We start from the raw sequence: 20,557 nt of genomic DNA, 5'->3' as shown, positions 1-20,557 counted from the left end.
TCAACGCCAATTTTAATTCACCCAAAACTGCTAATTTTTAAATGAAAAATCATCAAACCATCAATCCGATGTTTAAATCATGGTGAAAAATAAAGATATTTCCTTTAGAAAAAAACAATGAAAACTAGCCAACATTCCATCTCCAAGTAAAACAAGAAGAAATAACAAACCATTACCTCTTTTTAAAAAAATGTAAATATCATACAATCTAAAATTAAAATATAAAATGATTTATTTTAAGAAATTTGGAAACTTCTAGGGTTGTTAAAATATGTTAATGAATGAACAGAAAAAACTCACTAAAGATCATTATAGGATTTTTGGTTTAAGCTGGGCCGGATGGGTTTTTGATTTCTATGATTTAGTTTTGTTTACCTTTTTAATATCCCAACTTCAAAGCAGCCTACATTTTTCAGCAGAAATGCTTTCATTATGTTTAGGCATATCATTATTTGCTACAGGTTTGGGAGGAATTATATTTGGAGCATTAGGTGACAAATACGGCCGTAAAAAAGTATTGCAATGGACAATTATTCTTTACTCCATAGGCACCCTATTATGTGCTTTCTCATGGTCATTCTATTCACTGGTACTGTTCAGATTTATCACAGGATTAGGTGTCGGTGGTGAATGGGCTACAGGCCAAATCTATATCAATGAAACATTTCCCGACGATTTAAGGGCAAAATTTGGAGCTTTCATGCAATCAGGTGCCCCAGTTGGAGTAATTTTAGCTTCAATAGTTGGAGGCGTGATAACTCCCCTTATCGGTTGGAGATTCACATTCATGATTTCCATCATTCCTGCAATCACAGTTATCTTTATAAGAAGATATCTTAAGGAATCAGATGTCTGGATTCAAAATAAAGACCAATATGTAAATAAAAACATATTCCAAGAGTTTAAAGAATTGCTTTCAAAGGAATACAGAAAAATATTTCTCATATCATTAATACTGTGCATATTCGGTATGTCCGCCTATTGGTACACATATTCCTGGCTGCCAACATATCTTGAACAAGAAAGAGGGATGGCATTACTGAGCACCACATTGGGAATCATAGTGATTCAGTGCGGTGATTTCATAGGTTATACCACTTTCGGTTTTGTAGCTGAGAAACTTGGAAGGAGACCCGCTTTTACAATATACAGTTTTATAATGGGCATAAGCGTATCCATGATAACAATCTGTTGGAATCAAATTGCTGCAATACATGATTTGTTATACGTATTCATGTTCCTAACAGGTTTCGGAACAGGATTCTTCGGGGGATTCGGATCATTATTCTCAGAATTATTCCCAACAAAAATCAGAAATACCGGTGTGGGAACAGTATTCAATCTTGCACGTGGAGCGCAATTTATCACACCAATAATGATAACTCTTGTAGCATCCTACTTTGATTTGAGTTATGGAATAGCTATTGCTGCAATATTCGCCATATTAGTCGGTGTCTGGATTTGGGTATTCCCTGAAACCAAAGGAACATCCATTAATGAATTAGATTAAGGATTAATAGACTATTTACTTCCGTAACTAGCCATTATCCTACATTTTTTATTTTTTGAAGATTAATCAATGTTTAACGGCAAATCTCCAATAATCCTGGCCTGTTTTGAAATGGCGACAGTATCTTCAAGGCGAACACCAAATTCCCCTTCAAGATATATTCCCGGCTCAACTGTTATGACCATACCTTCTTCTATAACTGTTTCATCCTTCAAGGAAAAACCCGGAGTTTCATGAATATCCAAACCTAAGCTATGGCCTGTTGAGTGGATGAACTTATCGCCATAACCATAATCTGAAATAATGTCTCTTGCGACCTTATCAATATCACAACATTTCAAACCTGGTTTAATGGCTTTAATGGCTTTGTCATGTGATTCAGCCACAATATCCCATATTTCATGTTGATATTCAGTGTAGACCATTGTACGAGTGTTATCGGAACAGTATCCTTCAAAAATAGCACCCCAATCAATTAGAATAGGGTCATCTAATTTTTTAGGCTGCGGAATAGCATGTGGAAGGCTTGAATCGGGACCGCTTGTAACAATTGTGTCAAACGATTCCTTTGAAGCACCATTCCCAATCATGTTCCGTACAAGATCAAAGGCTATTTCCTTTTCTGTCCCATCATTATTCAAAATGTCCAATTCTAAAAATGATTTTTGAGCAATTTCAGTTGCTTTTGTGATTTTTTCAATTTCGAAAGGCAATTTAATCATTCTTTGCTTGTCAATATAAGTTTTAGAATCAATTTCAAAGTCATCCCTAAATCGAACATAAGTGCTGAAAGGCAAACTCGGTTCGATAGCCAGATTTTTCACTCCTTCCTTTTTTAACTCCGAAATCATCATGTCATATGACTCATATTCCTTAACTTCAATTTCCGAATCGCGATTTGCCAGTTCCATATCCATTCCGGATGCATAAATAATCGGATTTTCTTTTATAACACAAAAAGCAAAACTAGTTGGCTTATATCCTGAAATGTATTCCACATTCGTAAATTGTGTAAGTAAATAAGCTTGAAAATTATCTTTCTCTAAATCTTTTAAAATATTATCAATATGCAAGTCCATGTTTAATATTAGAAAAAACTTTATATATAAAATTAGATACTTTAAAATTATGTTTAAATTTACAAGTAACGAAGTGAGAGATTTATTTATTGCATTTGTTTTTATTTCACTCAGTTTTGCAATAGCCAATGCTGGAAGAAATCCTTCAGCAATACTTGCTATTTTACCATATGTTTTAGTTGGTGTGGGAGCAGGTTTTATCTTGCACGAACTTGGACACAAATTCGTGTCAATGAAATACGGTTACTGGGCTGAATTCAAAGTATGGCCACAAGGATTATTATTCGCACTCATTACATCATTCTTTGGATTTGTTTTTGCAGCACCAGGAGCAGTCTATACCTATGCAAACTACATGACTGATGAAATAAACGGTAAAATATCCATTGCAGGACCTATCGTCAATATCATCCTCGCATTGATATTTTTAGCGATAGCAACTATGGTGTACCCATCTGCATTATACTCAGAGACATATGCAATGATATTTATAGCATGTTCAGTCGGATATTCCATCAACAGCTTTTTAGCTGCATTCAACCTACTTCCAATCGGTAATTTGGACGGTTCAAAAGTGTTAAGATGGAATTTTGGAATTTGGATTGCTACAATTGCCGTGGCTGCAATATTAACCATCGCATCCATGACAATAGGTGTCCAAAATATTGTTAGATTAATTTTAGGATTTTAAAAATGACAGACAAACTTACATACTTTGAAGGAACTCATAGAGTAATAGCTCCAAAAAAGACCATTGAAAATAATGAAGACAAACTAAAGATAGCTGGAATTACCCGAATTGCAGATATAACAGACTTGGATAGAATTGGACTTCCAATCTATACTGCAATCAGGCCAACTGCTGAAGATGGTGCCGTCAGCATTTATGGGGGCAAAGGAATTTCAAAAGACCATGCGAAAGCATCAGCCATGATGGAAGGTTTCGAGAGATATTCCGCTGAAAAACAGGACGGTGATGAAACAATTATCGCTACTGTAGATGAAATATCAGATTTTGGCAATCATATTGATCCAGTTTCTCTAAATTTGCCTAAGATGTTTGAAAAAAGAGATATTAATAATTTGTCCCTTGAATGGACACTTTCAAAAGATATCGTTTCAGGCGACGAATATTACATTCCGACAAATGCCATCTACCACCCATACATCCATGGAAACGATGTTGAAAGCCTATTCAAATCCAATACCAATGGTCTTGCTTCCGGGAATATCTTGGAAGAGGCAATATTGCATGGGATGCTTGAAGTGATTGAAAGAGATGCATGGAGCATATTTGAGTTGACCCATAAAAACTATGCTCAAATTGATTTGGACAGCATAGAAAGCGAAGTAGTTAATGACATCATTGATAAATTTGAATCAAATGGCATAAAGATTAAATTGATGGATTTTACTGCCGATGTCAAAATCCCGACAATTGCCGCTTCAGCTGACGATACCGTTACAAAAGATGCTGGCCTTTTAACTTTGGGTATGGGAAGTCACTTGGATCCTGAAGTTGCCATTTTAAGAGCCTTAACCGAAGTGGCTCAAAGCAGGGCAACACAAATCAATGGTGCTCGTGAAGATACTGTGAGGGCTGATTTTGCCCGTGAAGCGGGATATGAGCGAATGAAAAGGATTAACAGGTACTATTTCCGAGAGGAAGATGAAAAAATCAAACTTTCAGACATTGAGAATAAAAGCACTTCCTCAATTGCAAAAGACATTGAAATCGTCAAAGATGAACTGATTGCAAATGACATCGATAAGATTTTATATGTTGATTTGACAAGGCCTGAACTTGACGTGAGTGTAGTTAGAGTCATCATTCCTGAAATGGAACTTTATGCACTTGACCCGAACCGTGCAGGGTACAGATTTTTAAAAGTTTGATAAAATGGTTAAGATTATAATTTATACAGGATTATCACTCCCATTTGATGAAGCAAAAGAGATTCTTGACAGCCATGATGATGTGGAAGTGATTTATAAGAAACCTATCAAAAGAGGAGATTTGGGTCTGGCCTTAAAGGAACATCCAAACATCATTGCGATAATTGACGGAGTATTCCACCAAAATTCCGCAGTAGGTCATAAAGAGATACTGAATGTGATGAAAAATGGAATTAAAGTCTTTGGAGCTTCCAGTATGGGTGCTTTAAGAGCTTCTGAATTGGATGAACTGGGAATGGTTGGTATCGGCTATGTCTACAATCAGTACGCATCAGGCGAAGTTGAATCCGATGACGACGTTGCGGTAATGCTTGATTCCGAGAGTTTGGAAGCACTTTCAGAGCCTCTAATCAATATGAACTATGTTTTTACAAATGCATCATCTGAAGGGATAATAAGCGAAGGTGAAAAAGAGGAACTGTTAAGCATTGCAAAGAAAACCTACTATCCTCAAAGAAGTTATGCCAAAACATTGGCCGAGTCCAATTTAGATGATTCTACAAAAGAGAAGTTAATTGATTTTATTCGAATGTCTCCCGATATCAAAAAAGAAGATGCGAAAGACTTAATCCGATATATTAAAGAGTTGATAGAATGAATCTCGAATACAAGATTAGTATTGTAAAAGATATTTTGAAAGATAGAAAAGTGGCAATCGGATTTTCCGGAGGTGCCGACTCCACATTAATAGCCTACTTATCTTCCAAAGTTGCGGAGGATACCCTGGCAATAACCATTGACAATCACCTTATGCCGACAGGATTTATAGAACATGTTAAAAACATGACCGATTCCTTCAACATTAACCATGAGATTATTGACATAAATTTCTATAATGACGATGATTTTTTAGCCAATAAATCTGACAGGTGCTATACCTGCAGAAATTTAATGTATAATCAGATTAAAGAGCATGCATTTGATAAGGGCTTTGACTTTGTCTGCGATGGCAACAACATCAGCGACCTTGTAGTTGACCGGCCGGGAATTTTAATTACATATGCCATGAATTTCAACACCCCTCTGATTGAGGCAAAACTGACTTCAAAAGAAATTCATGAGTATCTTGATAAAAATAATATTCCGTATTCAAGATCAACAACTTGCCTTGCAACAAGAATTCCCACCGATACTCCTGTTACAGCAGAAAAAATCAATAGAATAAGCTCATGTGAAGATTATATTTTGGAAAAAACTGACTGTAAAATTGTTAAAGTTAGAGATTTTGAAAAGTTTAGTATATGTGAAGTGGATGACATTAATGAAATAATGGCCGACAATAGATTTAAACAAATTAATGGCGAATTAAATAAGAAAGGATATAAAAAAGTAGCTTTAAATTTATCACCAATTGATGATAATGAAGAGATATTGCTTGACTATAATGAGGGTTCATTCTCATACAATCTGCCGTTCACAATAAACATGGAAAATACAAAAAAAATTATTGGATCTGGAAAATTTTCAGATGAAAATAAAATCCAACTTGAAAATATCACAATCCATGAAAATGGAATAGTCAGTGGAAGTGATTTCAAAAGTTATGAAGATGCATTATATGCATTTATGGAAGTATTGCCCAAAATTCGAAGAAACGTTTAAGGAACATGAGTGAAACTCACTTTTTCATTTCTTTATATTTTTTCAGCACGATATCTGGAGTTTCAATGATATGGTCATAAACGGTTTCAAATTTTTTAGCTTCAAAATCTGGCTCGACATTACGAATTCCTCTTAAACAGAATAAGCCATTATCTATTTTAAAGCCAACACCATCTGCAGAAACAGAAATTAGATTTACTTCAATTTCGGAAGCCCTATCTAATACTTCATTTGCCTTAACCTCATATTTTAAATTTAATGTTTTATGAGGCATAATCTCATTAATAGTCCTTTTAATCACTGAATCAAAAAGCTCTAAAAATTTTAAAGCAGGCGGCAAATCATTAGCCCACCAATAAGCAAGAACTGAGTTCAAGACAATTTCATGTTCGGCAAAATCATCATACAATCTTGCACGAACACTTAACGCACTGTCTTCAACTAGTTTGATAACTAACACCGGACTAACAGCCATTTTATCACTATTTATTGTGGAACTAATGCTTTAATCAAATCGCTTGCTCTTACAAGACCGACTAAATCCCCTTCAACACCAATAACAGGAATTTGTTCAATGTTTAAGGTTTTCATTTTTTTAGCACAGTCTGAAACTTTAGTTTTTGAGTTTGCAACTTCCACATTACCAATAGCAACATCGCTTACAACTTTGTCAGTGAATTTTAAGTGATTTTTTTCAATATATAAAACAGATGTACTGTCCCAAGACCATTTATCTCCTTCGGTTCCTACGGTGGAACTGTGTTCGCTTCTTTCAGAGATGATTTCAATTTCGGAGATGAAATCAGTTTCGGTCAAGATACCGGATAATTTAGCATCATCATCTAATGCTAAAATTGATTTTAAACCAAATTGATTCATGCTTTCAAAAGCTACATTTAATGGAGCTTTTTCCCAAGTTGTCGGAACAGTGGTAATCATATAATTTTCAACTACATCATTAACTTCAATTTTAGTTAAAGCTTTGGATACTAAGTCAAAAGATGTAATGATTCCAACCAATTCGCCGTCGTCATTGACAACAGGAACTCTTCTTACATCATTTTCAATCATTCTTTGAGCAGCAACAACTACATCATCACCAGGATTTACAGTAATCAAATCTCTGGTCATTAACATTGCAATTTGTTCTTCATCAGGATTATTAATTAAATCAGAACGGGTTACTAGTCCTACTAAGATATCAGTATCTTCTTTAACTACTGGCAATACTGCTTTTTTTTCTTTTCTCATTAAGTCTAAAACTTTATCTCTGTTTCCAGGTACAGAAACACTTACAACATTTTTAGACATTGTTCTTTTAACTAACATAAAAACACCTTTTTACAAAAATACAATAAATATGGTAAGCTTAATGGATTACAAGCACTGCGCATTTAGCTGAATTTACAACTTTGTCTGCTACACTGCCCATTATAAATCTATCAAATCCGGATTTACCAGAACTACCCATCACTATCAAATCAATATCTTCATCTTTTGCCACTTCCAAAATAACTTTGGCAGGTGAACCTTCTCTAATTATATGGGTAATCTTTAAATCATCATTTTTGTTTAAATCATCAAATTCCTTAAGATTTTCTTCAGATCTTTCCTTTAAAATTTGATTTAATTGGTATATTTCATCATCCAATGGAAGTCCGTTAACAAAATTATTCTCTGTGACACTCACAGCAAAAATTTCAGCTCCAGAAGCATTTGCTAAAAATAAAGCATGTTTTTGAGCTTTTTTTGCAAATTCTGATCCATCTGTAGGAACTAATATTCTTTTATACATCATTAACATCTCCAATAAGACATAGATTTATATCCATGATTATTATACATTAACTATTTTATTAATAGTATATAATATATTTTTCGTTTCAGCCCTATTTATTATATTTAAATAATAATTTTTAGAAAAAGAACTGAAAACATTGAATTCGGCAAAATTATCTTCCATAATTATGGACTTTTGAATTACATCATTAATCTTGAATCCGCAGACATTGGTTGTTGACATTTTTAAAAGTTCAACCGGATTAATATAATCCTTATGATATACAGACATGATTTTTAAGCTAAATTCCAATTCGCGAAGCATATTCGGTGAATTCAACATCACATTATCAGTTCCCAAAAGAGGTTTTAAGCCCAAACCAATCATTTCATTTAACGGGGCGACACCAACATTTAAAGTGGCGTTTGCCCTTGGACATACGACAACATTCGGATTCATCTTGGAAACCTCAATCAAATCATTATTTTTTGGATTGGTGAGATGAACCAATTGGGAAAAATTGCTTTTGACACCTTTTTCTATTTCACTCAACCCATATTTATTCAAAGATTCTACCTGATTGGATTCTGACTCTGCGACATGGATAGATGAAATCTTTCCCTCCTTTTCACATTCTTCAGAAATTATTTCGGCGACATCCATTGTAATTTCCCCAAAACCGCTTGGAGCAATACCGTCAGCGACCTTAAGGAGCTTTCGAATGGCTATTTTAACTTTGCTTAAATCAGGATCATCACCATAAAAACTGTCATCACGGCCCAAAATTATTGGTTTTATCGGAATGTCCTTGGATGCTTTCCTCAAAAGTTCAACACCTTTTATTCCGCCTTCGCGATAATCTATAAAATGAGTTGTTCCAGTGCTAACCATTTCCCACATGGAATCCTTCATCGCCTCAATCAAATCATCATCACTGGCATTAGCTAAAGCAACATGTTTAACCCCGTTTGGAGGTTTAACCATTTCACTTAAAGACAAACCATATCCCTCATCCTTAATGATTGAGTCCCCGATATGAACATGCCCATTAATAAAAGACGGGCAAACAATAGCTCCATCAACATCGATAATTTTTCCTTCACGAGAATCTTTTCCAATTTCAATGATTTTGCCGTCATCGACGACAATATTCTCCCTGCGTGGGACTAAATTTTCACCTTTTAAAATGATTCCATTAGCTATAGTGAACATTAAAGGAAAATCTAATTTTTTTTATTAATAAAATTTTTCATTAAAAAAATTTAAAAATAAAAAAATTAATAATAAAATATACTCATTATTTTGATATAATTGCTTTTTAAATGCAAGGGTGATATTATTAACTCTCAAGAAATCCGATACTTCTACAGGAACATTGTGAAAACTGGTGACGTATACAGGGTTAAATATAATAATAAAGACTATGGGGAGTTTAGAAAGTTATCCGATGCATTATATGAAAGAGATGCGCTATTTTTTTGTAACTTTGATTATGATTTGCTTGTTGAATGCGATTTGGAAAACAAGTATGAAAATATGGATTTGCCGCCATTTCCTGAAAGAAGACCTAAAGGCAGAATAAAAGGAACAAAAGTCAACAAAAAAGAAAGGGAAGGTGAAATCCTATTCAATCATAAGCTTCGCAAATTCTACATCAAAAAGGGTGATGAAGTTTTCGGCTTTTACGATACCATGACAGAGGCATTTTACTATAAGAAATTACTGATGGACAACCATTGGGACATGAATGTCCTTAAAACCAATATTACTGAAAGAATTGAAGTTAATCTTATCATTGACCCTACTGTTGAATATAAGGTTCAGTTGAACTTCTGTCCTAAATGTAAAAGCAGACTTAAAATTGGTGAAGAGGAATGTCCTTCCTGCGGTATCAATATTAAAGAATACCTGTATAAAAATTAGAAAAAATGATAGAGAAAAAACTATTCTCCATCAACATATTCATTTAAAGATTTTACATTAATTTCATTATTTTGCACAGCCTGAATAGCATTTAAGACTGCTCTTGCTCCAGCTAATGTAGTAACATAAGGAATACCCAGTTCAATAGCTAGACGCCTAATGATATAACCATCCTTAGCGGATTGTTTACCTTCAGAAGTGTTAATAATCAAATTAACCTCATTGTTTAAAATAGCATCCCTAATGTTAGGGGAACCCTGTGATACTTTCAATACTTTTTCAACTGAATCCAAACCAGTAGCATCACCAGTACCATCAGTGGCCATGATTTTAAATCCTAAATTAGCTGCTTTCTCAGCAATAGGTCTGATTTTTTTCTTATCAGTTTCTTTAACACTTATGAATATTTTACCATCTTTAGGTAATTCCATTCCTGCTGAAAGCTGTGATTTGTAAAATGCCATTCCATAATTTTCATCAATACCTATACTTTCCCCGGTTGATTTCATTTCCGGACCTAATACGGTATCGGATTCAGGCAATTTCAAGAATGGGAATACTGATTCTTTGACTGCAACATGATCTATTTTTATTTCCTTGGTCAAACCGAAATCTTTCAATTTAGCGCCTTGCATAATCCAGGTTGCAACTTTAGCCAATGGAACACCGATGGCTTTACTTACAAACGGAACTGTTCTACTTGCACGAGGGTTTGCTTCAATAATGTAAACCATCTCTTCATCAAGTTTTACAGCGTATTGAATATTCATTAAACCTTTGACATCCAATTCTAAAGCTAATTTGGTGGAGTTTTCACGAATTGTATCCAGGATGTGTGCCGGAATGGTTTGAGGAGGTATTACACAAGCGGAGTCACCTGAGTGAACACCAGCTTCTTCAATGTGCTCCATGATTCCCGCAATAAATACGTCTTCACCATCACATAAGATATCTACGTCAAGTTCAATGGCGTCTTCAAGGAACTTATCCACTAAAATTGGATGTTCCGGAGATACCTTTACAGCTTCCTTCATATACTCTTCAAGCTCATCGTTGTCATAAACGATTTCCATTGCCCTTCCCCCGATAACATATGACGGACGCACTAAAACTGGGAAAGTAATTTTTTCTGCAATTTTTTTTGCTTCATCAAATGAATTGGCTGTTCCGTATGGAGCTTGATGAATGTGCAATTTTTCTAAAAGTTCTGCAAACAATTCCCTGTCTTCTACCCTATCAATACTATCATATGGAGTTCCTAAAATTTTAACACCTGCATTTGCAAGTGGAACTGCCAAGTTAATTGATGTCTGACCACCGAATTGTACAATAACACCATCAGGTTTTTCCTGGTCAATTACACCCATCACATCTTCGAAAGTGAGAGGTTCAAAGAACAGTTTATCGGAAATGTCATAATCAGTACTTACGGTTTCCGGGTTGTTGTTAATCAAGATTGTTTCAATTCCTTCCTCTTTTAAAGCCAGAGAAGAGTGAACACAGCAATAATCAAATTCTATACCCTGACCAATCCTAATAGGACCTGCACCGAGAATGACAACTTTTTTCTTGGTAGTGGAAACAAGTTCATTACCTATATCGTAGCTGCTGTAGTAGTATGGAGTTTTAGCTTCAAACTCTGCAGCACAGGTATCTACCATCTTATAGGATTGCTTAATATTGTATCTTGAAAGCAAGCTTCTAATGTATTCTTCAGTTTGGCCGGACAAGTCAGCCAATCTTTTATTAGAACAACCTAACTGTTTTGCTTTTCTTAAATAAAATTCATCATTAAGTTTTTCAGCAGTCACATCATTTTCAAAATTGACGATGTTTCTGATTTTATATAAGAAGAAATTATCGATTTTGGTGATTTTTCCGATTTCATCAATATCCATTCCATCTTTGATTGCTGAATAAATTTGGAAATAGATTAAGTCAGTAGGATTTGCCAAGTCTTCTTTAGTCCATTCGACATATTCAAATCCATCGAATCCCATGTCAAGTGACCTGAGCGCCTTTTGGAAAGCCTCTTCAAATGTTCTTCCGATAGCCATTACTTCCCCAGTAGCTTTCATCTGAACTCCAACTTGACGGCTGACTCCTTTAAATTTATCAAATGGCCATCTTGGGATTTTAATTACAACATAATCAATAGCCGGTTCAAAAGAAGCAGGAGTCTCTTTTGTAATGTCGTTTTTAATTTCATCCAAAGTTAAACCTAAAGCCACTTTTGAAGAAATTTTAGCGATTGGATAACCTGTAGCCTTTGATGCGAGTGCACTACTTCTTGATACACGCGGATTTACTTCGATGACTTTATATTCATCAGTTTCCGGGTTAAGTGCGAATTGAATATTACAACCACCGCGAATTCCTAATGCTCTGATAATCTTAATTGAAGCATCTCTCATTTTCTGGATGGTTTCATCACACAAATTCTGAATAGGAGCAACAACGACACTGTCTCCGGTGTGAATACCCATCGGATCGATGTTTTCCATAGTACAGACAATTATACAGGTGTCTTCCTTATCTCTCATTACTTCAAATTCTATTTCTTTCCATCCGAGAACTGATTCATCAATGAGAACTTGATTAATGAAACTCATATCCAATCCATGATTAGCAATTTCAATCAATTCCTCTTCGTTATGGGCTATTCCCCCACCGGTACCGCCTAATGTAAATGCCGGTCTTACAATAACAGGATAACCGATGTCTTCAACAGCTTTAAGGGCGTCTTCAACACTTTCAACAGCATGACATTTTGGAATTTGTTCACCAATCTCTTCCATAAGATTAGCGAATAAATCACGGTCTTCCACATCCTTAATTGTTTGAACATCAGATCCTATGACTTTAATTCCTTCCAATAATCCTAAATCCCCGAGACCTGTTGCAATGTTTAATCCTGTTTGTCCTCCCATGGTTGGTAAAATAGCATCTATGTCTTCTTCTTCTATGATTTTTGCAACTACTTCCGGAGTTAATGGTTCAGTATAAACAGTATCTGCCATTCCGAGGTCTGTTTGTATTGTAGCTGGATTACTGTTAACTAATACTGTTTCAATACCCTCTTCTCTTAGTGATTTACATGCTTGTGAACCTGAATAATCGAATTCTGCAGCTTGTCCGATTTGAATAGGCCCAGAACCAATAATCAATACTTTTTTAATATCTTTATCAACTGGCATATGTAATCCTCATTAAATTTTTTAATAATCATCCATCATTTGATTGAATTCGTCAAAAATACTTCTGGTATCATTTGGACCAGGACCTGCTTCAGGGTGGTACTGGATACAAAGCATAGGCAATTCCTTATGGGAAATACCTTCTGGAGTTCCATCATTTAAGTTGATTTGTGTTAAAACCAAATCAGTTTCTTTTAAAGATTCTTTATCAATGGTGAATCCATGATTTTGTGAAGTGATGAATACTTTTCCAGTGTTTAAATCTTTAACTGGTTGATTTTCACCCCTATGTCCAAATTTCATTTTATAAGACCTTGCTCCAAAAGATTTTGCGATTAATTGTTGGCCCATACAAATTCCAAAAATAGGCAACCTGTTTGATAACTTTTTCATTGTTTCTATGGTTTCAGAAACTCTGTCAGGATTTCCGGGTCCGGATGTAATCATCAATCCGTTTGGAGAGTAATCCAAGACTGTTTTATAATCAGTATCATAAGGGAAAATAACAACACCAATGTCCCTTTCTAAAAATGAGTTAATGATATTCTTTTTAACGCCGCAATCAATTAAAGCAACTTTTTTATCGGCATCTTCATTGAAAACCTTAATTTCTTTAGTTGATACCAATGGCACAACATCCTTGTCTTCAATACTTGGTTGTGAGCGAGCCATTTCCAACAATTCTTCATCAGCAATATCTTCTGTAGTTATTGCTGCTTTAAGAGAACCTCTTTCACGAATCTTAAGTGTTAAATCACGAGTATCAATTCCGCTTATTCCCGGAGTTTCAAATTCTTTTAAAAATTCATCCAATGTTTTTTGAGGTCCAAAATTAGAAACTTCACGACAGACCTCACGACAAACAAAACCTTCAACCTGAATTTTATCAGATTGATACCACTCTTCACTTACCCCATGATTTCCTTCAAGCGGATAAGTGGACATTAATATTTCCCCTTTAAAAGACGGATCTGTTAAAGATTCAGTATAACCACCCATACCAGTGGAAAAAACAAGTTCTCCCAATTTGGTGGTTTCATAACCAAATGCTTCTCCTTTTAAAATAGTGCCATCTTCCAAAGCTAATTTAGCTATTTTTACCATTAAATCACCATATAAAAAATATAAAATTACTTTTTATCTTTAATATATATTATTTTACTATATTATTAATCTTTGTTTTTTGGAGAATTTAAGAATTAATTTTGAAAAGAAAATTCAAAAAATAAAAATAAGTGCTGAAAAAAATGAATATTTTAATAAATTAACTCAATATATTTAATTAGCAAAATTAAAGAGAACAAAAACATGGATTCTGAATTTAAAAAAATAATGAAAAAACAATTAAAAGATCCGAAGGATTATGCTCGATTCAATAAGTTGATAAATGACACAAAGGTTTATGAAGTTCCAAAGTCACTGACAGGAGAGTTAAGGCCTTATCAAAAAATTGGATATTCATGGTTGGTTCAAAACGTCAAATATAACTTCGGATGCATTTTAGCAGATGACATGGGTCTTGGAAAAACACTTCAGGTTTTAACTACCATCCTTCATTTTAAAGAAATGAATCCACTGGATAATGAACCGTCATTAATAATCGTTCCGCCCACCCTGATTTCAAATTGGGAAAATGAAATCAAAAAATTCACACCCGAACTGACATACTACATCTATCACGGATCAAATAGGACATTCCCTTTTGAAGATTATGATATCATATTAACATCTTATGGAGTTATCCGTCTTGATTTGGACATGTTTTTAGATAAGATTTGGTTTATATGCGTTATTGATGAAGCGCAAAACATTAAAAATCCCAACACTCAACAAACAAAGGCAATTAAAAGTGTTCCTGCATCCAATAAAATTGCATTGACCGGTACTCCAATAGAAAACAGATTAACCGATTACTGGTCAATATTTGATTTCGTGAACAAGGGATACTTATCCAGTCTGGACAATTTCAAGGCAAGTTATGTCATGAGAATTGAAAGACTTGAAGAGACAAAAACCCTGGAAAAATTTAAAGCTATCACAAAACCCTTTGTATTGAGACGCTTGAAAAGCGACGACAACATCAAAGATGAACTTCCTGACAAAATTATAAATGACATCTACTGCAGCCTAACAAAAAAGCAAATACTATTGTATAATGCAATAATGGATGGAATATTTGAGGATTTGGAAGGAAAAACAGGTATTGAACGAAGAGGAATTATCCTAAACATCATAACCGCCTTAAAGCAAGCCTGCAATCATCCGGCGCAATACCTTCACACAGATAATCCTAAAATTTCAGAATCCGGAAAGATGGAACTGCTGATTACCATTCTGGAAAATATTCTGGATGTAGATGAAAAAGTGATAATATTTACCCAATATGCGCAAATGGGTGAAATCATACAGAAATTAGTTTCCAAGAAATTAAAGCAGGACGTGCTATTCCTACACGGTTCGCTCACACAGCAGAAGAGAAGTGAAGTGATTTCCAATTTCCAGGAAGATAAGGATTGCAAAATTCTGGTTGCAACACTTAAGACCGGCGGTGTGGGACTGAACTTGACTGCAGCCCAAAATGTCATTCACTATGACTTATGGTGGAATCCTGCCATAGAAAACCAGGCAACGGACCGTGTACATCGCATTGGCCAAAAAAGTGATGTGATGGTTTACAGATTCATCACCAAAGGAACACTTGAAGAAGTAATTGATGAAATGAGTAAAAATAAACTGAATTTAGCTGAAAAAGCCATCAGCAGTGATGAAACGTTCATCACTGAAATGAGCAATGAAGAATTGAAAGAAAAGTTATCCTTGAGGTTATAGTCTTAATCAATTCTTAAACTGAAATTTAAACTTCTTGAGGAATGTGTTAAAGCTCCAATGGAGATAATGTCCACCCCATACTCAACATAATCCAGGATATTTTCTTCAGTGATTCCTCCTGAGACTTCAATCAATGAATTTTGGCGGATGTTAAGTTTTTCAAGCTCTTCAATAACCTCTTTGACCTCGGCACCAGACATATTGTCAAGCATCACAATATCTGCACCATTTTTTACACATTCAATTGCATCATCCAAAGTTTCCACTTCAATTTCAATTTTTTTAGAAAAGCTGGTTTTTGCTTTAGCTTTTAGAAGCGCATCAAGAGGGTTTTCGCATGTTGCAATATGGTTGTCCTTAATTAAAACCATGTCATCCAAACTAAAGCGGTGAGTATCGGCTCCTCCAATTTGCAGTGCATATTTATCAAATTTGGCGATTGCGGGGGATGTCTTACGTGTTCCGGCAACTCTCACATCATAATCCTTAACAATATTAATATAATGATTGGCTGCACTGGCCACACCACTCATCCTCATAGATAAATTCAAAACTGTCCTCTCCAGAAGCAGAATTGTCCTTGCATCGCCTGCAACAGACATTAACAAATCATTTTCAGATATTGGAGATCCATCCTTTAGCCAGAAGTTAACTTTAACACCATATTCTTCAAATACCTCTCTAATTATATCCATTCCTGCTAAAATTCCGTTATCTTTTGAAATTATTTGAGCAGACACTTCCAAATCTTTTTCAACTACTGCATTTGAAGTAATATCTCCGAATCCCTCATCTTCGGCCAACATGTATTCTATAATTTTATCCAAAAAATCACCTAAACTATAATAATTTAATTAAAATATATATTTATCCTATAATATAAGTGATTATATGGAAATAATATTTTTAGGAACTTCTTCAGCAGTTCATTCGAAAGAGAGAAATCATGTTTCAATTGCCCTTAAGGCATTCGGAAAAGTGATGTTATTTGATTGTGGGGAAGGAACTCAAAGACAAATGCTTCACACAAAAGTGAGTCCTATGAAAATATCCAAGATATTTATCACACATTTCCATGGAGACCATATCTTAGGTCTTCCAGGGCTCATGCAATCACTTGGACTGCACGGTAGGGAAGAAAAACTAACAATATATGGTCCTAAAGGATTGTACAAAGTCAGAGATGCAATATTTAACTTCGGTTACTGCAAATATGAATACCCTCTTGAATTCATTGAAATAGAACCGGGAATCATTGAAGAAACTGAAGAATACATCATCAAATGCCAATCCGTCAGACATAATGTTCCATCTCTTGCATATTCCATTGAGGAAAAGAAAAAGCCAAGGTTTTTGAGAGAAAAAGCTATTGAATTAGGAGTTCCCGTAGGCCCTCTTTTCGGCAAATTACACAATGGAGAAACGGTTGAAATTGATGGGCGAATCATAAAACCCGAACAAGTTCTTGGGGAACCTAGGAAAGGAATCAAATTCACCTACTCCGGAGACACACGACCTTGTGAAGAAATGATTGACCTTGCAAAAGACAGTACACTCCTAATTCATGAATCAACATTTTCAAGGCAAGAGGAGGAAAATGCAGAGGAACATGGGCATTCAACCGCAGCGGATGCTGCATATGTTGCAAAGCAATCAAATTGTAAAGGATTAATATTGACCCATATAAGCACACGTTATAATGGGGAATTTTCTAAAATCCTACTGAATGAAGCTCGAGAAATTTTTGAAAATACCGAAATTGCTTACGATTTAATGGAAATTGAACTTAAATGATACTATGGACATCATAACAACACTTGGAAATAATACACGAATCCTACTTTACATATTAATCATTATATTTTCAACTGCAATCATTACTAGAGTTTTAACATATGTAATGAAACACAGGGAAAACCGCGCCAAGGACATGACTGCATCATACCTGCTGAAAGACATTATAACTTACACCATATATTTTGTTTCATTAATGTATATTTTACAGTTCTTTGGAATAAATCTCGCAGGAACATTATTGAGTTTAGGTATTGTAGGTATTGCAGCGAGTTTTGCAGCTCAAGACATTATTTCCAATTTATTTTCAGGAATCATATTAATACTTGGTAAAAGTATTAAAGTCGGAGACACTATTGAAATCGATGGCAAAAAAGGAATCGTCGAGCGCATATCTCTTAGGTCAACCCTTATCGTTGATGATTTAGGTATAAAAATCCATGTTCCAAACTCCACATTAACAAATAATCCATATCTTGAATTCCAATCCAATGAACTATGCCGGGTCGATCTTATTGTTGGATTGCCTTTAGATATTGATACTGAAGAATTCAGTGAGTATATTATTAAGAAAATTTCAACTTACGATGCAATAGCTGATTCACCGAGCCCCAATGTTTATTTAAGGGAAACCAGCTTCAAACAAATTAAAGTTAAAGTATCCTTTTGGGTAAAAGATATTGATACTGGCGACAGACGTAAACTGATAATAAGAACTAAAGACAAATATAAGTTAATAATTGCTAACGATATTCGAAAATATATAATGAAAATGGGTGAAAAAAATGAGTAGTTCCATTCAAGAAGAAATTTTGAAATTGAAAGACGAAAAAAACGCAATAATACTTGCACACAACTACCAACCTAAAGAAGTGCAGGAAATAGCAGATTTTCTTGGAGATTCTCTAGAGTTATGTATAAAAGCTTCAGAAATTGAGGACAAAGATTTAGTTATCTTCTGTGGTGTAGACTTCATGGCTGAAACAGCTCATATATTAAATCCGGATAAAAAGATTGTCATTCCTGATCTCGAAGCGGAATGTCCTATGGCACATATGCTGCCTGAAGATGTGCTATTGAAAGCCAAAGAAGAACATCCTGATGCTGGAGTAATCCTTTATGTGAATAGTATTGCTGAAGCTAAACAACATGCTGATACTTTATGTACATCAGCCAATGCTGTGAAAGTTGCCGAAAGCTTGCCTCATGACAAAATATTATTCGGACCGGATAAAAACCTGGGAACACATGTTGCAGAAAAGATTGACAAAGAAATTATTCCTGTCCCAAGAGACGGTCACTGCTATGTTCACAGGCTATTCCATGTTGAAGACGTTGAACTTAAAAGGGAACAGTACCCTAATGCAGAAATTATCTGCCATCCTGAATGTGATATTAAAGTTCAAAAAGCGTGTGATGTTGTGATGTCTACCGGCGGAATGTTAAGGCATATTGCTGAAAGCGACAAGGAAGAATTTGTTATCGGAACCGAAATTGATATGATAACAAGAATCAATGCCGAAGTTCCGGGTAAAAAATTATACCCATTGCTTGAAGGGGCAATCTGTAAAACAATGAAAATGCATTCATTAGAAAAAATAAGAGATTCCCTTGTCAATGAAACTCCTGAAGTTACATTACCTAAAGATGTTGCTGACAAATCCCGAAAAGCAGTCGAACACATGCTTAATGTGTCAAAATAGCTAGTTTAACTAGCTTTTACTTTTTTATTTTTAATTTTTTAAAAAATTTTTCAAACGCCGATAGGCTTTTTAAACGAATCGATAAAAAAAATTATGAATTTTGATTTAAATGCATTAATGGAGACACTGGCATTGTGCCCTTACGAAAAAAAGGAGATTAGTGTTTAAACTGATTTAAAAAAGATACTATTTCCAAACCTATTTCGGTATAATCAAATTCTTTATAATAACTTTCTTTTCCATGGATAGTGATTATTTTTGAATCTTTTATAATGTCCTTTAAAGGTAAAATGTCATTTTTAGTGTTGAATGACAAATAATCTTCAATTCCTAAAATCAATGATTTTGCTTTAATATCGGATAATTTATCAAAAGTATCATATTCCAAAAGGCAATCATTTCTTGATTTAAAATCATAGATATCCATGAATAAAGCTTCATCAACATAATCATCCATCAGCACATCTATTTCATCATTATTTAACTCATTAAAAATATTTTCTGAATAATAAAACATGAACCTTAATTTTGCAATTGCAACAATCAGTTTAGTTACAGAAGGACTATACTCATTATTGTAAAAATCATCACAGGAATCAATCATTGCTTCAGTGGCTTTAAGCACAACATACCGATGGCCATAGTTTTTATAAGTGGAATTTAAAACCATGATGAATTCCATTTCATCAGGATATTCGCAGGCCCATGTATAAACGTCGAATCCTCCAGTACCTTCACCAATAAGTCCCAATACTTTTTTAATATCTCCAAATTTTTCAGCCAAAAACTGTCTTTTAAAATTTACCCTATCCTTAACAGAATACGCTGGAAAATTATGTTTTAAACCTGTTGTAGATGGAGAACATGAACCGGGAGCTCCAAGAGAAGTAATCTTAATAAAAAAATAATCCTCTTTATTGAAATTATAAATAATATCATGGAATTTGGCTAAAATGGAGTGCCCTCCTTTAAGAGTTGGGAAATAAAGAATTGCATTGATAATGTTTCCTTCATCATCATATTTAGGGACGCCTGAAGTTGAATATTCCACATTCACATTTTCCAAAACACTTCCTGACTCAAATTCAAAAGAGCTCATAATATGATTGCCGTATTCCCTAGGATAATACATCTTTACACCTTACTAATATAGTTATTTCATTAACTATTTAAATTTAATCAAA

At 34.5% G+C, this 20,557-nt stretch carries 19 protein-coding genes; 10 read left to right on the top strand and 9 right to left on the bottom strand.

Features of this window, described 5'->3' with window-relative positions; genetic code table 11:
• The first annotated feature begins 271 nt into the window (after positions 1-271).
• Entirely contained in the window at positions 272-1,510 is a 1,239-nt protein-coding gene (locus E7Z77_RS06405; RefSeq protein ID WP_292751646.1) for an MFS transporter, read from the top strand.
• Between the two features lie 62 nt (positions 1,511-1,572).
• Here the strand turns inward: E7Z77_RS06405 and E7Z77_RS06400 are convergent, their stop codons facing one another.
• The gene (locus E7Z77_RS06400; RefSeq protein WP_292751644.1) at positions 1,573-2,589 is read right to left on the bottom strand and encodes an aminopeptidase P family protein; all 1,017 of its coding nucleotides are present in this window, start codon (positions 2,587-2,589) and stop codon (positions 1,573-1,575) included.
• A gap of 49 nt (positions 2,590-2,638) precedes the next feature.
• On the opposite strand from E7Z77_RS06400, the gene E7Z77_RS06395 reads away from it, so the two are divergent.
• Genes E7Z77_RS06395 through E7Z77_RS06380 form a run of 4 tightly spaced genes read left to right on the top strand, consistent with a single transcriptional unit; the run spans position 2,639 to position 6,147 of the window.
• Positions 2,639-3,280, top strand: coding sequence for a site-2 protease family protein (locus E7Z77_RS06395; protein ID WP_292751642.1), 642 nt, complete (start codon positions 2,639-2,641; stop codon positions 3,278-3,280).
• Between the two features lie 2 nt (positions 3,281-3,282).
• The gene (locus E7Z77_RS06390; RefSeq protein WP_292751639.1) at positions 3,283-4,485 is read left to right on the top strand and encodes a YcaO-related McrA-glycine thioamidation protein; all 1,203 of its coding nucleotides are present in this window, start codon (positions 3,283-3,285) and stop codon (positions 4,483-4,485) included.
• A gap of 4 nt (positions 4,486-4,489) precedes the next feature.
• Positions 4,490-5,143, top strand: a complete 654-nt coding sequence (locus E7Z77_RS06385; RefSeq protein WP_292751636.1) for a TfuA-related McrA-glycine thioamidation protein — start codon at positions 4,490-4,492, stop codon at positions 5,141-5,143.
• Positions 5,140-6,147, top strand: a complete 1,008-nt coding sequence (locus tag E7Z77_RS06380) for an ATP-binding protein (RefSeq protein ID WP_292751633.1) — start codon at positions 5,140-5,142, stop codon at positions 6,145-6,147. Before E7Z77_RS06385 ends, E7Z77_RS06380 begins: the two co-directional genes overlap by 4 nt.
• Positions 6,148-6,163: 16 nt before the next feature.
• On the opposite strand, the gene E7Z77_RS06375 is transcribed toward E7Z77_RS06380, so the two are convergent.
• The 4 genes from E7Z77_RS06375 to E7Z77_RS06360 are packed head-to-tail and all read right to left on the bottom strand — an operon-like array spanning position 6,164 to position 9,139.
• Positions 6,164-6,622: a hypothetical protein gene (locus E7Z77_RS06375; protein WP_292751630.1), complete on the bottom strand. Its 459-nt coding sequence runs from the start codon at positions 6,620-6,622 to the stop codon at positions 6,164-6,166.
• Positions 6,623-6,633: 11 nt separating this feature from the next.
• Complete coding sequence (locus E7Z77_RS06370) at positions 6,634-7,476, bottom strand: CBS domain-containing protein (RefSeq protein ID WP_292751627.1); 843 nt, start codon at positions 7,474-7,476, stop codon at positions 6,634-6,636.
• Between the two features lie 40 nt (positions 7,477-7,516).
• Positions 7,517-7,942, bottom strand: coding sequence for a universal stress protein (locus E7Z77_RS06365; RefSeq protein WP_366510251.1), 426 nt, complete (start codon positions 7,940-7,942; stop codon positions 7,517-7,519).
• 42 nt (positions 7,943-7,984) lie between these two features.
• Positions 7,985-9,139: an amidohydrolase family protein gene (locus E7Z77_RS06360; protein ID WP_292751621.1), complete on the bottom strand. Its 1,155-nt coding sequence runs from the start codon at positions 9,137-9,139 to the stop codon at positions 7,985-7,987.
• A 99-nt stretch (positions 9,140-9,238) separates the two neighbouring features.
• Between E7Z77_RS06360 and E7Z77_RS06355 the strand changes: the two genes are divergently transcribed.
• On the top strand, positions 9,239-9,850 hold the full coding sequence (locus E7Z77_RS06355) for a zinc ribbon domain-containing protein (protein WP_292751618.1): 612 nt from the start codon (positions 9,239-9,241) through the stop codon (positions 9,848-9,850).
• A gap of 20 nt (positions 9,851-9,870) precedes the next feature.
• On the opposite strand, the gene carB is transcribed toward E7Z77_RS06355, so the two are convergent.
• Both carB and carA read right to left on the bottom strand, forming a co-directional pair.
• On the bottom strand, positions 9,871-13,047 hold the full coding sequence (gene carB, locus E7Z77_RS06350; RefSeq protein ID WP_292751615.1) for a carbamoyl-phosphate synthase large subunit: 3,177 nt from the start codon (positions 13,045-13,047) through the stop codon (positions 9,871-9,873).
• Between the two features lie 21 nt (positions 13,048-13,068).
• Positions 13,069-14,151, bottom strand: a complete 1,083-nt coding sequence (carA, locus tag E7Z77_RS06345; protein ID WP_292751612.1) for a glutamine-hydrolyzing carbamoyl-phosphate synthase small subunit — start codon at positions 14,149-14,151, stop codon at positions 13,069-13,071.
• A gap of 204 nt (positions 14,152-14,355) precedes the next feature.
• Between carA and E7Z77_RS06340 the strand changes: the two genes are divergently transcribed.
• Positions 14,356-15,876: a DEAD/DEAH box helicase gene (locus tag E7Z77_RS06340; protein ID WP_292751609.1), complete on the top strand. Its 1,521-nt coding sequence runs from the start codon at positions 14,356-14,358 to the stop codon at positions 15,874-15,876.
• 2 nt (positions 15,877-15,878) lie between these two features.
• On the opposite strand, the gene nadC is transcribed toward E7Z77_RS06340, so the two are convergent.
• Positions 15,879-16,703, bottom strand: a complete 825-nt coding sequence (gene nadC / locus E7Z77_RS06335) for a carboxylating nicotinate-nucleotide diphosphorylase (protein ID WP_292751606.1) — start codon at positions 16,701-16,703, stop codon at positions 15,879-15,881.
• 64 nt (positions 16,704-16,767) lie between these two features.
• On the opposite strand from nadC, the gene rnz reads away from it, so the two are divergent.
• The 3 genes from rnz to nadA are packed head-to-tail and all read left to right on the top strand — an operon-like array spanning position 16,768 to position 19,373.
• Positions 16,768-17,670 (top strand): ribonuclease Z, encoded by a 903-nt coding sequence (rnz, locus tag E7Z77_RS06330; protein ID WP_292751604.1) that lies wholly within the window; start codon positions 16,768-16,770, stop codon positions 17,668-17,670.
• Positions 17,671-17,674: 4 nt separating this feature from the next.
• Positions 17,675-18,463, top strand: a complete 789-nt coding sequence (locus E7Z77_RS06325) for a mechanosensitive ion channel domain-containing protein (protein WP_292751601.1) — start codon at positions 17,675-17,677, stop codon at positions 18,461-18,463.
• On the top strand, positions 18,456-19,373 hold the full coding sequence (gene nadA, locus E7Z77_RS06320; protein ID WP_292751598.1) for a quinolinate synthase NadA: 918 nt from the start codon (positions 18,456-18,458) through the stop codon (positions 19,371-19,373). The genes E7Z77_RS06325 and nadA overlap by 8 nt, the downstream gene beginning before the upstream one ends.
• Positions 19,374-19,530: 157 nt before the next feature.
• Here nadA and E7Z77_RS06315 read toward each other — a convergent pair whose 3' ends face one another.
• A complete protein-coding gene (locus tag E7Z77_RS06315; protein ID WP_292751595.1) occupies positions 19,531-20,505 on the bottom strand; it encodes a hypothetical protein in 975 nt (324 codons plus the stop codon).
• Between the last annotated feature and the right edge of the window lie 52 nt (positions 20,506-20,557).

The sequence above is a fragment of the Methanobrevibacter sp. genome, assembly GCF_015062985.1.
Lineage (GTDB): Archaea > Methanobacteriota > Methanobacteria > Methanobacteriales > Methanobacteriaceae > Methanocatella.
The sequence above is the reverse complement of the archived record's forward strand: the minus strand, read 5'-3'. Positions and strand labels throughout refer to the sequence as shown.

Excerpts from the sequence above, each read along its gene's own strand:
- E7Z77_RS06405 (WP_292751646.1), top strand. The coding sequence starts at position 272 with ATGTTAATGAATGAACAGAAAAAACTCACTAAAGATCATTATAGGATT.
- E7Z77_RS06400 (WP_292751644.1), bottom strand. The coding sequence starts at position 2,589 with ATGGACTTGCATATTGATAATATTTTAAAAGATTTAGAGAAAGATAAT.
- E7Z77_RS06395 (WP_292751642.1), top strand. The coding sequence starts at position 2,639 with ATGTTTAAATTTACAAGTAACGAAGTGAGAGATTTATTTATTGCATTT.
- E7Z77_RS06390 (WP_292751639.1), top strand. The coding sequence starts at position 3,283 with ATGACAGACAAACTTACATACTTTGAAGGAACTCATAGAGTAATAGCT.
- E7Z77_RS06385 (WP_292751636.1), top strand. The coding sequence starts at position 4,490 with ATGGTTAAGATTATAATTTATACAGGATTATCACTCCCATTTGATGAA.
- E7Z77_RS06380 (WP_292751633.1), top strand. The coding sequence starts at position 5,140 with ATGAATCTCGAATACAAGATTAGTATTGTAAAAGATATTTTGAAAGAT.
- E7Z77_RS06375 (WP_292751630.1), bottom strand. The coding sequence starts at position 6,622 with ATGGCTGTTAGTCCGGTGTTAGTTATCAAACTAGTTGAAGACAGTGCG.
- E7Z77_RS06370 (WP_292751627.1), bottom strand. The coding sequence starts at position 7,476 with ATGTTAGTTAAAAGAACAATGTCTAAAAATGTTGTAAGTGTTTCTGTA.
- E7Z77_RS06365 (WP_366510251.1), bottom strand. The coding sequence starts at position 7,942 with ATGTATAAAAGAATATTAGTTCCTACAGATGGATCAGAATTTGCAAAA.
- E7Z77_RS06360 (WP_292751621.1), bottom strand. The coding sequence starts at position 9,139 with ATGTTCACTATAGCTAATGGAATCATTTTAAAAGGTGAAAATTTAGTC.
- carB (WP_292751615.1), bottom strand. The coding sequence starts at position 13,047 with ATGCCAGTTGATAAAGATATTAAAAAAGTATTGATTATTGGTTCTGGG.
- carA (WP_292751612.1), bottom strand. The coding sequence starts at position 14,151 with ATGGTAAAAATAGCTAAATTAGCTTTGGAAGATGGCACTATTTTAAAA.
- E7Z77_RS06340 (WP_292751609.1), top strand. The coding sequence starts at position 14,356 with ATGGATTCTGAATTTAAAAAAATAATGAAAAAACAATTAAAAGATCCG.
- rnz (WP_292751604.1), top strand. The coding sequence starts at position 16,768 with ATGGAAATAATATTTTTAGGAACTTCTTCAGCAGTTCATTCGAAAGAG.
- E7Z77_RS06325 (WP_292751601.1), top strand. The coding sequence starts at position 17,675 with ATGGACATCATAACAACACTTGGAAATAATACACGAATCCTACTTTAC.
- nadA (WP_292751598.1), top strand. The coding sequence starts at position 18,456 with ATGAGTAGTTCCATTCAAGAAGAAATTTTGAAATTGAAAGACGAAAAA.
- E7Z77_RS06315 (WP_292751595.1), bottom strand. The coding sequence starts at position 20,505 with ATGTATTATCCTAGGGAATACGGCAATCATATTATGAGCTCTTTTGAA.